General features: G+C 60.5%; 13 protein-coding genes. 6 read left to right on the plus strand and 7 right to left on the minus strand.

Annotated elements, in window-relative coordinates:
• Positions 1–231 precede the first annotated feature (231 nt).
• Together MHZ97_RS05275 and MHZ97_RS05280 are read right to left on the minus strand one after the other, a co-directional pair.
• Positions 232–1,188 (minus strand): D-2-hydroxyacid dehydrogenase family protein, encoded by a 957-nt coding sequence (locus tag MHZ97_RS05275; protein WP_103796286.1) that lies wholly within the window; start codon positions 1,186–1,188, stop codon positions 232–234.
• Positions 1,166–2,770: an EAL domain-containing protein gene (locus tag MHZ97_RS05280; RefSeq protein WP_239314673.1), complete on the minus strand. Its 1,605-nt coding sequence runs from the start codon at positions 2,768–2,770 to the stop codon at positions 1,166–1,168. Before MHZ97_RS05280 ends, MHZ97_RS05275 begins: the two co-directional genes overlap by 23 nt.
• A 237-nt stretch (positions 2,771–3,007) precedes the next feature.
• Between MHZ97_RS05280 and MHZ97_RS05285 the strand changes: the two genes are divergently transcribed.
• Together MHZ97_RS05285 and MHZ97_RS05290 are read left to right on the plus strand one after the other, a co-directional pair.
• A complete protein-coding gene (locus tag MHZ97_RS05285; RefSeq protein WP_239314672.1) occupies positions 3,008–3,772 on the plus strand; it encodes a class II aldolase/adducin family protein in 765 nt (254 codons plus the stop codon).
• A gap of 9 nt (positions 3,773–3,781) precedes the next feature.
• On the plus strand, positions 3,782–4,729 hold the full coding sequence (locus MHZ97_RS05290) for an ABC transporter substrate-binding protein (RefSeq protein WP_103796289.1): 948 nt from the start codon (positions 3,782–3,784) through the stop codon (positions 4,727–4,729).
• A 48-nt stretch (positions 4,730–4,777) separates the two neighbouring features.
• Here the strand turns inward: MHZ97_RS05290 and uxuA are convergent, their stop codons facing one another.
• On the minus strand, positions 4,778–5,962 hold the full coding sequence (uxuA, locus tag MHZ97_RS05295) for a mannonate dehydratase (RefSeq protein ID WP_103796290.1): 1,185 nt from the start codon (positions 5,960–5,962) through the stop codon (positions 4,778–4,780).
• A 168-nt stretch (positions 5,963–6,130) separates the two neighbouring features.
• Here uxuA and MHZ97_RS05300 point away from each other — a divergent pair, with 168 nt between their 5' ends.
• Positions 6,131–6,814, plus strand: coding sequence for a FadR/GntR family transcriptional regulator (locus MHZ97_RS05300; RefSeq protein WP_239314671.1), 684 nt, complete (start codon positions 6,131–6,133; stop codon positions 6,812–6,814).
• On the opposite strand, the gene MHZ97_RS05305 is transcribed toward MHZ97_RS05300, so the two are convergent.
• The gene (locus tag MHZ97_RS05305) at positions 6,811–7,857 is read right to left on the minus strand and encodes an AI-2E family transporter (RefSeq protein WP_103796292.1); all 1,047 of its coding nucleotides are present in this window, start codon (positions 7,855–7,857) and stop codon (positions 6,811–6,813) included. The genes MHZ97_RS05300 and MHZ97_RS05305 overlap by 4 nt on opposite strands.
• A gap of 194 nt (positions 7,858–8,051) precedes the next feature.
• Between MHZ97_RS05305 and MHZ97_RS05310 the strand changes: the two genes are divergently transcribed.
• Entirely contained in the window at positions 8,052–9,269 is a 1,218-nt protein-coding gene (locus MHZ97_RS05310; protein ID WP_239314670.1) for an MFS transporter, read from the plus strand.
• A gap of 90 nt (positions 9,270–9,359) precedes the next feature.
• On the opposite strand, the gene MHZ97_RS05315 is transcribed toward MHZ97_RS05310, so the two are convergent.
• On the minus strand, positions 9,360–10,175 hold the full coding sequence (locus MHZ97_RS05315) for a TIM barrel protein (RefSeq protein WP_239314669.1): 816 nt from the start codon (positions 10,173–10,175) through the stop codon (positions 9,360–9,362).
• A 399-nt stretch (positions 10,176–10,574) separates the two neighbouring features.
• Between MHZ97_RS05315 and MHZ97_RS05320 the strand changes: the two genes are divergently transcribed.
• A complete protein-coding gene (locus MHZ97_RS05320) occupies positions 10,575–12,080 on the plus strand; it encodes a CoA-acylating methylmalonate-semialdehyde dehydrogenase (protein WP_103796295.1) in 1,506 nt (501 codons plus the stop codon).
• An 84-nt stretch (positions 12,081–12,164) separates the two neighbouring features.
• Positions 12,165–12,980 (plus strand): 5-deoxy-glucuronate isomerase, encoded by an 816-nt coding sequence (gene iolB, locus MHZ97_RS05325; protein ID WP_103796296.1) that lies wholly within the window; start codon positions 12,165–12,167, stop codon positions 12,978–12,980.
• Positions 12,981–13,049: 69 nt separating this feature from the next.
• Here the strand turns inward: iolB and MHZ97_RS05330 are convergent, their stop codons facing one another.
• Together MHZ97_RS05330 and iolE are read right to left on the minus strand one after the other, a co-directional pair.
• Positions 13,050–13,889, minus strand: a complete 840-nt coding sequence (locus tag MHZ97_RS05330; protein ID WP_103796297.1) for a MurR/RpiR family transcriptional regulator — start codon at positions 13,887–13,889, stop codon at positions 13,050–13,052.
• 230 nt (positions 13,890–14,119) lie between these two features.
• On the minus strand, positions 14,120–15,016 hold the full coding sequence (gene iolE, locus MHZ97_RS05335; protein WP_239314668.1) for a myo-inosose-2 dehydratase: 897 nt from the start codon (positions 15,014–15,016) through the stop codon (positions 14,120–14,122).
• Positions 15,017–15,056: the final 40 nt, after the last annotated feature.

The raw sequence follows: 15,056 nt of genomic DNA on the forward strand, positions 1-15,056 counted from the left end.
TAGTATTGAAATTATTGCAACCAGTGGCAGAGTATACCGTTTTTCGTTGATATTTGTCATGTTTGGCCTGATAGCGGCCTTTTTTGCCGACGATAGCGGAATAGCAGGCGGTTGGATAAGGCGCTTAACGCCGCTGATTTTTGCAAGGTTTTGCGACGCTTAGCGGAAAGAGAAGAAAATCTGACCGCCGCGCTTCGGTTAAAATTGCGGCGTCTGCGTCAGAAGGCGGCGCTAGAGCAGCGATCGCAGCGGCTGATGTTGCAGCCAGGCGGCGATATCCTCGACCGCCTGGGTGAAGTAGCGCCGGTAGTTGCTGTCGGCGACATAGCCGAGATGCGGCGTCGCCAGCACGTTGGGCAGCTGCCGCAGCGGATGATCGACGGGCAGCGGTTCGACGTCGAATACGTCCAGCGCTGCGCCTGCCAGCTGGCCGGAACGCAGCGCGGCGATCATCGCCTGCTGATCCACCAGGCCCGCGCGCGCCGTGTTCACCAGCAGCGCGCCGGGCTTCATCTGCGCCAGCGCGGCGGCGTCGAGCAGATGGCGCGTGCGTTCGCTTAACACCAGATGAAGCGACACGATATCGCTCGCCGCCAGCAGCGCCTGAAGTGACGGCATCCGCGTTGCGCCGCACGCTGCCGCGCGCTCGGCGGTAAGATTCTGGCTCCAGGCACAAACCTGCATGCCGAACGCCTGCGCCACTTTCGCCATACCGCCGCCGATCTTGCCCAGTCCGATCAGCCCCAGGCTTTTACCTTCCAGCCCCATGCCGAGGTGCTGCTGCCACGGACCGCCGCTGCGCAGCGCCTGATTCTCCGGCACGATGTGGCGCGCCAGCGCCAGCAGCAAACCCCAGGTAAGCTCCAGCGGCGGCGCGCTGCTGCTCTCGGTGCCGCATACCGCGATGCCGCGCGCGCGGCAGGCGTCCAGATCGATGGCGGCATTGCGCATGCCAGAGGTGACGATCAGCTTCAGCCGCGGCAGGCGCGCCAGCCGGGCGGCAGTGAGCGGGGTGCGCTCGCGCATGACGACGATAATATCGCTGTCGGCCAGCGCGGCGATCAGCGCGTCGTCGTCGGCAACAGGCTGCTGCAGCGAGCGGGTCTGCACGGCGGGGCGCAGCGAATCCCAGTCGGCCAGCGACAGGGCAACGTTCTGGTAGTCATCAAGAAGGGTGCAGTGGAGCATCGTCAGATTCCTCTGTGCGTATCGGCTGATGCGTATGCTCTGCGAGCCAGGCGATAAGCGTGCTGTTATCCATAGGCAAAGCATAATAGTAGCCCTGAATAAAGGTCACGCCGCGCTGGCGCAGGTAGAGGTACTGCAACGCCGTCTCCACGCCTTCGCCCAGCACCTCCAGCTGCAGCTTATGGCTGAGGGTGATAATGGCGTCCAGCACCGGCGTTTCGCCCGACAGCGACTCAATCGCGTTGATAAAGCCACGATCGATTTTCAGATAGTCGAGCGAGAAGGTCTGCAGATAGCTGAGCGAGCAGTGTCCGGTGCCGAAATCATCGATGGCTACCTTCATGCCGTCGGCGCGCAGACGATCGAGTTTTCGCGCCACATCTTCGCCATCTTTAATCAGGCTGCGCTCGGTCAGCTCCAGGGTAATCTGCAGCGGCGTCTGCTTAATTTTATCGGCGAAGTTGAGCATATCCTTCACGAAGGCGGGATGCTGCAGATGTTCGGCAGCGACGTTGATACCGAGATGAAAGCCTGGCTCGACCTGCCACTGCTGCACATCTTCGGCGACCAGGTCGAGAAGATGACGCGTCAGCGGCACGATCATGCCTTCCGCTTCGGCTGCGCTGATAAAAATATCGGGTCGAACCACGTCGCCGTTTGGCAGCGTCCAGCGCAGCAGCGCTTCGGCGCCGTTACAGGTCTCGGTGTGGTTGTTATAAACCGGCTGGTAGTGAACCGAAAACTGGCGCGCATTGATGGCGCGGCGGATCTCATCGCGCCAGGAGATACGGCGCTGCAGCCAGTTGGCGGTCAGAATCATCAGCAGAATAGAGAGAATGGCCGTCATCGGCAGGAAAATCAACGTCACCTGACGCCAGGCGCGCATGATCTCCGCGCCTGGCGTCTCGATGGTCACGCTAATGGGATAGCGCTTCGACTGCGCCTGATAAATGCTGGCGCTAAACAGGCTGGCGTGAGGCGGCGTCCCCTGGCCGGTGGAGACAGGCGCGCCGTCGTTAAAGCGTATGCTGAGCCGATAGCCGCGCGCCTCGCCGATGGCGTTCATAAAATCCATCAGATACTGGCCGTCGATAAGCGCCCAGAAACCCTCATCATCCGGCAGTTGCCGGACAAAAATCACTGCCGGACGCTGCGGCACGCCAGCCGTGCCGGCAAGAGAGAGGCTCCACCAGGCTTTGCCGGTAACCGGCGGCGCACGCAGTATCATGTCGCTTAACGAGCCGGGATTGACGCCGTAGGCCGACGAGCAGGTGATTTTCACCCCTTCCAGCTTGCCGATGGCGCGGAAATAGGCGTTAAGGTTGCCGGCGCGCTGCAGTTCGTCTTCGAATTTTTCGCAGGGCTGACGGTGAAAACGGCGTAGCCAGGTGATCATATCCCAGGCGCTGTCGCTCATTTTTTCCGCCTGCGAGAGCAGGGTATTGGCGGCGTTGATCTGCTGCTGCTGGACGGTATGCCGCGCGTCGATCGCCGTGAACAGGATGCCGAGCAGCAAGGGCAGCACCCCGGACAGGATAATAATTATTCTTGCGTAGTCGCGTTTTCGTTTTAACGGCGGCACCGCCAGTTCCTCTGAATGTTGATGCGTCTGTGAGGAGGTGCAGATTTAATCAGCGCAGCATAGCACGCTCTCAGGCCGTGCAGGGTAGCGTTTTGCTCAGGCGAGCGGGTGACGCAGATCAAGTATCGACCGGGCTTTGCAATTATTGAGATTGTTTTGCCGCTTTTGGCATTTCCCTGCGGCGAAAACGCTGTGTAACCATGACGTCATACTGAATAGCATAATAAAGAGGCGTCTATGAGTACGGCAACCCTGGCATCTTCTTCTCTTCAGCAGCGTATTTCCGACGCGGAATGGCAGGCGCGCGTCAGGCTGGCGCAGGCCTATCATCTGGCGGCAAAGCTGCGCTGGACCGACCATATCTATACCCACTTTTCGCTGCGCGTGCCGGGCGATCGTCCGCACTTCCTGATTAATGCTTTCGGCCAGACGTTTGACGAGATCCTGCCGGAAACCCTGGTGAAGATCGATATCGACGGCAATATTATCGACGATCCCACCGGACTGGGCATCAACCCGGCCGGCTTCGTTATCCACAGCGCCATCCATCGCGCCCGGCCGGACGCGCATGCGGTGATGCATACCCACACGGCGGCGGGCATCGGCGTCTCGGCACAGCAGGGCGGCCTGCTGATGATCTCGCAGCACAGCACGCGTTTTCACCAGCGCGTTGGCTACCACGACTATGAAGGTATTGCGCTCGATCTCGACGAGCAGCAGCGCATCGTCAACGATCTCGGCAGCCTCAACGCGCTGATCCTGCGCAACCACGGCCTGCTGACCGCAGGCGGCAGCATCGAAGAAGCCTTTTATAACCTCTACTACCTTGAGCGCGCCTGCCAGGCGCAGCTGGCGGCGCAGTCGGGCGGCGCGCCGCTGATAATTCTGCCGGATGCGGTGGCAGAAAAAGCGGCGCAGGCGTTCGATAACAGCATCCGCAACAAAAAGTATCAGCTGCACTGGGACGCCTATATTCGCCAGCTCAACCGCAACGCCCTGTAAGGAGCCGCTATGAACAGACTTAAAGCGTTTGCGGCCGCGCTGCTGCTGAGCGCCAGCGCAATGGCACAGGCGGCGCCCGATCTCAGCGAGGTCACGCTGGTGCTGGGTGACCAGGCGCGCAATCTGCGGTCGCTGGTAGAGGCCTCCGGCGTGCTGAAGGATGCGCCCTGGCGCTATCGCTGGGCTAATTTTCAGGGCGCCGCGCCGCTGTTTGAAGCGCAGCGCGCCGGCGCGGTCGACACCTCCTACGCAGGGGATCTGCCGGTGCTGATGGCGGCGTCCGGCGGCGTGCCGCTGAAGATCATCGCCACCAATGTCGGCGACGCCGGGTCGAATGGGCTGATCGTGCCTGCCGACTCGCCGGTGCGCAGCGTAAAGGATTTGGCAGGCAAAGAGGTTGTGGTCTCCTCGGCGCGCGGCAGCATCTCGCAGCATCTGCTCTATGAGGCGCTGGGCGAAGCGCAGGTGCCGCGCGACAGCGTGCCGGTGCGCTTTGTGCTGCCGACCGACGCCAGCGCCGCTTTTAACGCCGGGCAGATTGGTGCCTGGGCAACGTTCGATCCCTATCTTGGCATCGCCGAGCAGCACGGCGCGCGGCTGCTGCGCGACGGCAAAGGGCTTACCACCGCGCTGTCGTTTGTGACCGCCACCCAGCAGTCGCTGGACGATCCCGGCAAGCGCGCGGCCATCGCCGATTTCGCCCAGCGGCTGGCGAAAGCGCGCGCGTGGGCGCTGACCCATAAAGAGGAGTACAACCAGGTTTATGCGCAGCTGACGCGCCTGCCGCCGGCCGATGCGGCGAAGATTACCGCGCGCATTTCCCACGGTATTCGCGGCGTAACGGCTGAGGATATTGAAAAGGTGCAGAAGGTGTCGGATCTCTTCAGCGCGCTGAAAATTCTGCCGAACCGGGTGGATGTGGCGGCGATTACCGACCGCAGCCTGTTTCCGCAGTAACAGGGCAAAGGGCGCGGTGCTTCGCCCATGCCCTGTTTTTTTACCGCATTACTCGTTGAACAGCGTCTGACGCAGCGCCAGCTCGACGCCGCGTAGCTCCGCCAGCCCTTTCAGACGGCCAATCGCCGAATAGCCAGGGTTGGTGCGCTTGTGCAGGTCGTCGAGCATCTGATGGCCGTGGTCGGGACGCATCGGAATCGCATGCTTCTCGCCCGCGCGCCGACGGCGCTGCTCCTCCGCCAGGATTACCCTGATTACGCCGACCATATCGACGTCGCCCGCCAGATGCGCCGCCTCATGGAAGCTGTTGGGGTTGGCTTCGCGCCGCGTGGCGCGCAGGTGGATAAAGTTGATGCGGTCCGCGAAGCGTTCCGCCATCTGCGTCAGGTTATTGTCGGCGCGTACGCCGTAAGAGCCGGTGCAGAAGCAGAAACCGTTGTGCAGGCTGTCTACCGTCTCTTTCAGCCACTGCATATCCTCTTCGGTAGAGATAATGCGCGGCAGGCCGAGAATAGGGCGCGGCGGATCGTCCGGATGGACCGCCAGCTTGATACCGACCTCTTCGGCCACCGGCACGATGGCGCGCAGAAAGAACGCCATATGCTCGCGCAGCTTTGCCTTGTCGATGCCGTCATACTGCGCCAGCTGCGCGCGAAACTGATCGAGCGTGTAGCCCTCTTCCGCGCCCGGCAGACCGGCGATAATATTGCGCGTCAGCAGCGCCTTCTCCTCGTCGCTCATGGCGGCGAAGCAGCGCGCCGCCGCCTCTTGCTCCGCCGCTGAATAATCCTGCTGCGCGCCGGGGCGCTGCAAAATATGCAGCTCGAAGGCGGCGAAGGCGTCAGCGTCAAAGCGCAGCGCTTTGGCGCCGTCCGGCAGCGTCCAGGCGAGATCGGTGCGCGTCCAGTCGAGCACCGGCATAAAGTTGTAGCACACCGTGTCGATGCCACAGGCCGCCAGATTGCGTATCGACTGCTGATAGTTGGCGATATAGCGCTGATAGTCGCCGCGCTGCGTTTTGATCGCCTCGTGTACCGGAATGCTCTCTACCACCGACCAGACCAGATTCTTTTCCGCCAGCAGCGCCTGACGCGCTTTAATCTCTTCCACCGGCCAGACGTCGCCGTTGGGAATATGGTGTAAAGCGGTTACGATGCCGGTCGCGCCCGCCTGGCGCGCATCGTCTAACGAAACCGGATCGTTGGGGCCATACCAGCGCCATGTATGTTCCATTATCACTCCTTAAGCCGCATATTCGGCCCAGTGGTCAGGCCGCTGGACCAAGAGTATGCTAGCCTGATGGGAAAGGCCGTGATCGCGATCGCAGCGCAGTGAATTGCGCCTGGCAGAAAGGGCGTACGGCCTGTGCTACGCTGCACCGCTGCTGACAGGAGAAAAAATATGGCGCTGCCTGTGCTGAAAACGGAACGTCTCTATCGCCAGATCGCCAACGCGATTATGGAAAGTATTCAACGCGGCGAGTTCGCACCAGGCGCGGCTCTGCCGCCGGAGCGCGAGCTGGCGAAGCAGCTGGGGGTCAGCCGATCCTCCGTGCGCGAGGCGCTGATTGCGCTGGAGATGACCGGCTGGGTGGATATTCGCACCGGCAACGGCGTCTTTGCGATGCAGCCGCAGCCGCCCGCTAGCGCGCCTGCGACGGAAGCGGATCACAGCCTGGAGGATCTGCTGCAGGCGCGTCTTGCGTTCGAGGGGATGCTGGCGGAAATGGCGGCGCGCAACGGCAGCCCGGCGCAGCGCGAACAGCTGCGCGCGTTGGCCGACAGGCTGCTGCACTACCGCGCCAACGACGCGGAATTTCTTGAGCAGGACAAAGGCTTTCATCTGCTGATTGGCGAAATGAGCGGCAACGAGGTGCTGCGCGAGATGATGGAGTCCCTCTGGAACAAGCGCGACAGCGCGCGCTTCCGGCGGCTGGAGCGCCATTTTACCGACAACGACTTTACTCATGAGATGAACCGCGATCATCAGCAGATTGCCGCGGCTATTTGCGCAGGCGACGCCGCCGCCGCGCGCGCCGCGATGGAAAACCATCTGACGCAGGTGCGGCGGCGGCTGCTGGGCTAGATTTTATGCCGTTTTGGCCGGCCGGCACCGAGCATAATCGCCAGTCGGCTGCCGCCCGGCGTGGTTTCCATCAGGATTTTAGTGATGCTGGTCAGCGGCACCGAAAGCAGCATGCCGACCGGCCCCAGCAGCCAGCCCCAGAAAATCAGCGACAGAAACACCACCAGCGTCGACAGCCCTAAGCCGCGCCCCATTACGCGCGGCTCCAGCATATTGCCGAACACCATATGAATGGCGGTAAAGAGCGCCGCCACCAGCATTGCGTCGTAAGGGCTGTTGAGCAGCAGCGCCTGCAGCACCGGCGGAATGCCGGCGATAATCGGGCCGATATTGGGAATATAGTTAAGGATAAAGGCCACCACGCCCCACAGCAGCGCGAACTTGATATCGAGCAGAAACAGGCAGCCCCATACCGATACGCCGGTAATCAGGCTGATCAGCGTTTTCAGCGCCAGGTAGTGCGTCACCCCTTTCAGCGCCCGGTGCAGCCCGGCGATGCGGATCTGCGGATTGGTCAGCGCGTTGCGCATTTTATAGGGCAGATGGTGCACTTCGAACAGCATAAAGACCACCGTCAGGATCAGCAGCACGAAATTGCTCATCATGCCGGAGAACTGCGTCAGCGCGACGGTGGCGAACGACATCAGCATATTGGGATCGAAGCGCTGCACCAGCGTACTGGTGGAGACGTGAATGCCGATGCCTGACGCCAGGTGCTGCACCACGCTCATCTTCTGCTCCAGGGTGGCGCGCAGCTGCGGGTAGATATCGGAGAACTCGCTGACTGAACTGGCGAGCACCGCCACCAGCAGTAAAATCACGATAAATATCACCGAGATCACCACCGTGATCGCCAGCCCGCGCCGCCAGCCACGCCGCATCAGGAAGGTCACGATGGGATTGAGCACAATGGCGAAAAAGGCGGCCAGTAAGAAGGGCACCATAATATCGGAGGCGGCGCGGATGCCAGCGAGAATAATCACCAGCATCGCCAGCTTAGTCAGAATATTTTGCCCAATTTTTTCCTGCTGTATTTCGTTCATCCCCTCTCCTGAAAAGCCAGACCGCAGAGAGTAGTGTAGCTGAAAGGTAATTAACCGTCTGATTCGGCTGTAAAAGCGGAGCGCAAATCAGAGAATTCAACCCTGAATATCCTCGCGGATGCGTGTACGGCGAAAAAGCGTATAGTGAGATCTCCTGCCTGTAAAAATTTAATCAACCAGGAGCGCACTTTTTCATGCCAGATCAACCTGCAGCGGAACCTGCTTACAGGGGTATTGGATTGACCCTGCTGATTATTTCCATCGTTATCTATAACTTCGCCAGCTACCTCACCATCGGCCTGCAGCTGGCGGTGCTGCCGGGCCTGGTGCATGACCAGCTCGGCTACAGCGCCTTCTGGGCGGGCGTCGTGATCAGCCTGCAGTATGTGGCGACGCTGCTGAGCCGTCCTCACGCCGGGCGCTACGCCGATATCTGGGGGCCGAAGCGCATTGTGGTGCTGGGGTTGTTCGGCGTGCTGCTCAGCGGCCTCTGCTATCTGCTGGCGACCTGGCTTGCGGCGGCGTCTGTCGTCAGCCTGGCGCTGCTCTGCCTCGGACGCGTGATTCTTGGCGTCGGCCAGAGCTTCACCGGCACCGGCGCCTCGCTGTGGGGCGTGGCGCGCGTCGGTTCGCTGCATATCGGCCGCGTTATCTCCTGGAACGGCATCTGCACCTATGGCGCGATGGCGCTGGGGGCGCCGCTGGGGGTCATTATCTACCGTCAGGGTGGGCTGCTGCTGCTTTCGCTGGTGATTATCGCTATTTGCGTGCTGGCGATTGCGCTGGCGCTGCCGCGTCCGGCGGTGAAGGGCAGCCGCGCCCGCCCGCTGCCGTTTCGCGACGTGCTTGGCAAGATTTACGGCTTCGGTCTGATTCTGGCAATGGGATCGGCGGGGTTCGGCGTTATCGCCACCTTTATTACCCTGTTCTATCAGGCAAAGGGCTGGGACGGCGCGGCCTTCGCGCTGACGCTGTTCAGCGCAGCCTTTGTCGGTACCCGGCTGCTGTTCCCGAATGCGATTAACCGTTTTGGCGGACTGCGGGTCGCCAGCGCCTGCCTGGCTGTCGAGGCGCTTGGGCTGTTTCTGGTGGCGGGCGCGTTCGATCCCTGGATGGCGAAAAGCGGCGCGCTGCTGACCGGCGCCGGCTTTTCGCTGGTCTTTCCGGCGCTTGGCGTGGTGGCGGTAAAAGCGGTGCCGCAGGCGAATCAGGGCAGCGCGCTGGCGACCTACACCGCCTTTATGGATTTAGCGCTGGGCATCACCGGCCCGGTCGCGGGCTTTATTATGAGTTTTGCAGGCGTCCCGCTGGTCTATCTGCTGACGGCGCTGCTGGTCTGTCTGGGGCTGTTCTGCACCCTGCGGCTGGCGCGGCGGCTGCCGGCCACGTCGCAAGAGGCGAAGGAAGGGTAAAAAAGCGGCCTCCGACCGAGGCCAAAACGTGTCGCAAGACACAGATAAGGGTAGGGCGACGCGGCGGGCAACCGGCCCGCCGCGCAAGAGTCAGGCCTGCAGCAGCGCGATGCTGTGGCGAATCTGGCGCTCAATCTCCGCGGGGGTCCAGCTGTTAAGCTCGGAGGAGAAGGGCTCAAAGGCGTAGACGCCTTTATAGCCAAGCATCTCCAGCCGCTTCACCTGCGCCACGCTGTTCAGCACATCCTGGTCGCTCAGCATAATGCGCTCTTCATCGGTGAGTTCTGCGGTGGCGCGCCTGTCCTCCACGCCGGAAAGATGCACCAGACCAATCATATCGACGTCGATCTCCGCCGGGAACTCCTGCTCGGCATGCTCATACAGATGATGGTGGAAGGTGTCGATCACCAGCTTAAACGGCACCTGCGCGTCGCGGATCAGCTGCTGCGCCTGCACCGCCGAGCGCAGCGAGCTGACCGGGAAGCCCAGCGGCTCAACCAGCCCCTGGACGCCATGCTGCGCAAAGCGCGGTGCCAGCGTGCGCAGCGCCGCCAGCGTCTCTTCCGGCGCAATCTCGACGCCTTCGTTCAGCGGACACATCACCAGCGCACGGGCGCCGATGGCCTGCGCGTCACGCAGCAGCGCGTCGGCTTTCGCCAGCAGCGCCTCATCCACGCGGTTAAAGGGATAGAGCGCGTTGATGGTCACCACCTCAATATTGTATTTCGCTATCAGCTCGCGCGTCTGCTCAGCGGTCAGGTCGTCGCACACCTTGCCGCTCGGCATATCGTTACGCAACTCTACCTTGTTCAGTCCCAGACGCTGAACCAGCTGAAAAAACGCCTCTAATGAAAGATTTGGCGCGATTTTACGGTTAATACAGAAACGGGTTGGATCGATGGCCATGCTGCGGCTCCTGTAGTGAGGCAAGAGAGAGGAAATAAACTGAGGGCAAAGAAAACATTTATTTCATAAATAGTGAATTATGGAATGTAAAGGTTGAGATCTGCCTCGCATTAATTTCATTTTTCGCCGTTGCCGCGCCGCTTCTGTTCGCTTTTTCAGGGCGGAAATCTGCTGTAAACCTCAGGGGAACTCAGGCGCTGGGGCCCGCCAGCGCGCGCTTTTTTGCAGCAGCGGCAAAAATGCGATCCATGCCGCTAAAAGGGAATTTTCCAAAAAGTTTTATTTGAAAAATTTATTTCACTGTAATAGCTTCATAGCATGCTTTCGGTTTTGCCTGGTCAGACAGCGTCGTTACGCAGAGGCGCTGCAGGGAACTTACATATCTCAAGAGGCTATGAAATGAACATCACAGGAAACTTCATTGGCGGTCAGATCACCTACAGCGCCAGCAACGAAACCATCCCTGTTTACGATCCGGCGACCGGCAAAGTGGTGCGCGAGCTGACTCAGAGCACCGGGGCGGAAGTCGCCGAGGCGATTAAAATTGCCCATGAGGCTTTTCCCGCCTGGTCGAAAACCTCACCGCTGCGCCGCGCCCGCGTGCTGTTTAACTTTAAGGCGCTGATGGAGCAGCATCGCGACGAGCTGGCCGAACTGATCGTCTCTGAGCACGGTAAAGTGTGGTCGGACGCGCAGGGCGAGCTGACGCGCGGGCTGGAAGTGGTGGAGTTCGCCTGCGGCATTCCGCATCTGATTAAAGGTGAATATTCCGCTAACGTCGGCTCCGGCGTTGACAGCTATTCGCTGATGCAGCCGGTTGGCGTGGTGGCGGGCATTACGCCGTTTAACTTTCCGGCGATGGTGCCGCTCTGGATGTTCCCCATCGCGCTGGCGTGCGGCAATACTTTTGTGCTCAAGCCACCCGCGCTCGATCCTTCGGCGGCGGTGCGCATGGCGGAGCTGCTGAAAGAGGCGGGCCTGCCGGACGGCGTGTTTAACGTGGTGCACTCCTCGAACGAAGATGCCGAGCAGCTCTATAAAGATCCGCGCATTGCGGCGGTGAGCTTCGTTGGCTCCTCCGGCGTCGCCGAGCATATCTATAAAACCGCCAGCGCCCACGGCAAGCGCGTACAGGCGTTTGGCGCGGCGAAAAACCACGCCATCGTGATGCCGGACGCCGATCTCGACGCCACGGTAAACGCCATTATGGGCGGTGCGTTCGGCTCGGCCGGCGAGCGCTGCATGGCGCTGCCGGTGGTGGTTGCAGTTGGCGACGATACCGCCGATAAGCTGATTGCGCGCCTGACGCCGCTGATCAACGCGCTGCGCGTCGGGCCAGGCATTAACCAGGGCGCCGAAGAGAATGAGATGGGGCCGGTCGTCTCCGCCGCGCATCAGAAAAAGGTGCTGGGCTATATCGACAAGGGCGAGCAGGAGGGCGCGAAGCTGGTGGTCGACGGCCGCAATTTCCAGGTGCCGGGCTACGGGGAAGGCTACTACGTCGGCGGCACGCTGTTCGATAACGTTACCCCGGAGATGACCATCTGGCGTGAAGAGATTTTCGGGCCGGTGCTGAGCATTATGCGCGCGCCGGACTACGCCAGCGCGCTGCAGCTGGTCAACAGCCATGAGTTCGGCAACGGCAGCGCCATCTTTACCAGCAACGGCAATACCGCGCGCGAGTTTGTGCAGGATGTGGAAGCGGGCATGGTCGGCGTCAACGTGCCGGTGCCGGTGCCGATGGCGTTTCACAGCTTCGGCGGCTGGAAGCGTTCGGTGTTCGGCGCGCTCAACGTACACGGCCCGGACGGCGTGCGCTTCTATACCCGCATGAAAACCGCCACCGCGCGCTGGCCGAGCGGCCAGCAGACGGTCTCGGAGTTCAGCATGCCAACCCTGAGCTAAGCGCATCAGACAGCAATTCCAGCTACAGCTCTGCGGCAACGCAGCTGTAGCTGCCTGTTTTCAGACTAAAAAAGAGGAGTGGGGATGTCTTTTCTTGCAAAAGCGCAGCAGCCGGACGCCAGCGGCCGCATCCAGCACGTTACGCCGGAAAGCGCGGGATGGCGCTATGTCGGCTTTGACGCTTATCTGCTGAAAAAAGGGGAGAGGCTGCAGCTGAGCAGCGGCGATAAAGAGCTTTGCCTGGTGCTGGTAGCGGGGCTCGCCTCGGTGAAAACGCGCCACGCTGAATTTCCCGGCATCGGCAAGCGCATGTCGCCGTTTGAGCGCGTGCCGCCCTATTCAGTCTATGTGCCGCACCACGACGAGGTGGAAATCGTCGCCGACAGCGATCTGGAGCTGGCGGTCTGCAGCGCGCCAGGCCAGGGCAATCTGCCGGCGCGCCTGATCGCGCCAGCGGACGTCGGCGTTGAGCAGCGCGGCAAGGGACGCAATCAGCGTCTGGTACACAATATTCTGCCGGATAACAAACCGGCCGACAGCCTGCTGGTGGTGGAGGTCTATACCAACGAAGGCGATACCAGCTCTTATCCAAGTCATAAGCACGACGAGGAAAACAGCGAAAACGAAACCTGTCTGGAAGAGACCTACTATCACCGTTTCGATCCAGAGCAGGGCTTCGCCATGCAGCGCGTCTACACCGAGGACCGCTCGCTGGACGAGTGTATGGCGCCCTATAACCGCGACGTGGTGATGGTGCCGCGCGGCTATCACCCGGTAGCCACCATTGCGGGCTACAACAACTACTACCTCAACGTTATGGCTGGCCCGGTGCGGCTGTGGAAGTTTACCTGGGAGAAGGATCACGCCTGGGTTAACAGTGATAACTACCCTCGCGAATAGCCAGGGCGACGCGCAGAGAGCAAAAAGGGCAATCACAGTATTGCCCTTTTTGCTGCCGGAGAAGGGCGATCAGCTGTTAGCGTTATTCAGCGCCAGCGATACCGCCAGCGTCTGCGCCAGGCAGAGAGAGGCGACCTGCGAACGGAATCCATCTACCTGCGCTTCCCGCACCACAAAGCAGACGTCGCTAAAGGCTGCCAGCGGGCTGACCTGGCTGTCGGTAATGGCGATCTGATGCGCGCCGCGCTTCGCGCCCATCTCAACCAGCTCTACCGCTTCGCGCGCGTAGGGCGAGTAGCTGATGGCGATAACCACATCTTTCGGGTTTACCAGGCTCAGCTGCTCGGTGAACATCCCGCCCAGGCCGTCGATCAGGAAAGCGCGACGTTCAAGATGACGCAGCGCATAGACCAGATAGGAGGCGACGCTAAACGAGCGTCGCAGGCCGATAACATAGATGTTTTCAGCGTCGTTCAGCAGCTGCACCGCTTTGTTGAGCTGGTCGGGATTGACCTGCATCGCCAGCTGCTGCAGCGCCTGGCTGTTGACCATGGTAAAGACATTCAGGATCTCCACCGGGCTTTCCGGCGAGGTCGCGGCGTCGTCGGTGGCGGTCTGGCGAAACAGGCGCGCGCGCTCGGTATAGTTGACCGTCTCTTCCATCAGATGCTGACGGAAAACCTGTTTCATTTCGTTGAAGCCGCTAAAGCCGAACGCGTTGGCGAAGCGAATCAGCGTCGACGGCGGCACGTCAGCCTGCGCGGCAATCGACGCTACGGTATCAAAGGCGATGCTGTTGCTGTTATCAAGAATATAACGAGCCACCTGCTTCAGGCGCTTGCTCAGCGTTTCGTAGCGGCGACGAATATCATCCTGTAACAGGGAGAGTTGGGTAGGGTTATTGGTCATTACTTCGGCCCGTTAAAAAAAGAAAAATGGCTGGATAATGAGCGCTATAGTACCAGATGGATGGAAAATTTCATTTGTTTGCGCCCACAGCGGGGTTTATTTCATCGCTTTATGAATTACCTCACATAATGCAGGGATTGTGGCGGAAATAGCGGTGAAAAGCGGAGGAAAAAGCGAAACAGGTCCTGCTACACGCCTTTGCGCCGCGCAGCAGGGCCTGGCAAATGCCGTTACAGTCCGGCGTTTTCGCAAATGTATTTGCGCGCCTTCACCGCATATTCGAACGGGTTGGCCAGCGCGGGATCCTGCTCCGCTTCAACCACCATCCAGCCCTTATAGCCATACTCATCCAGGATCTTAAACACAGGCTTAAAGTCGATAACGCCGTCGCCCGGCACGGTAAAGGTGCCTTTCTTAACGCCGTCGAGGAAGCAGAGGTGGTTATCGCGCACCTCGGCGACAATCTCGTCGCGCACATCTTTCAGGTGAACGTGGAAAATACGCGGCAGATACTTTTGCAGCACGTCGAGCATCGCCTGCTGCGAGCCTTCGGAGTAGTAAATATGGCCGGTATCATACAGCAGCCCGACCCGATCGCTGGTTAGCGCCATAAAGCGGTCGATCTCTTCCAGGGTCTGAATGCCGGTGCCCATATGGTGATGCAGCGCCACGCGCATGCCTTTCGCCGCGGCAATCTCCGCCAGCTCGTTGTAGCCTTCGGCCGTCAGGCGCCACTCTTCGTCAGTAAAGAGCGGCTTCTGCTCCAGCACTGGCAGCGTGGTGCCCTGAATGCTTTTACTCTGCTCGGAACAGCCGATGACGCGCGCGCCCATGGCGTGCAGAAAATTCATATGATTAACGAATTCATCAATGGTCTTCGCTTTTTCGCCGCTGGCGAAGAAGGTACTGAACCAGGCGTTGCAAATCTCAAGGCCGCGAATATCGAGCATCGGCTTCAGGATCGCCGGATCGCGCGGATATTTGCTGCCGACTTCGCTGCCGGTAAAGCCCGCCAGCGCCATTTCGCTGACCGTCTGCTGAAAGGTGTTCTCTTTGCCCAGCTCCGGCATATCGTCGTTGGTCCAGCCGATCGGCGCAATGGCCAGTTTTACGTTCTCTTTGTTCATCTTTTTCGTCCCGACGGGTCAGGGCGGCCGCAGCCGCCCG

The organism is Pantoea sp. ACRSC (assembly GCF_022346785.1).
GTDB lineage: Bacteria > Pseudomonadota > Gammaproteobacteria > Enterobacterales > Enterobacteriaceae > Pantoea > Pantoea alvi.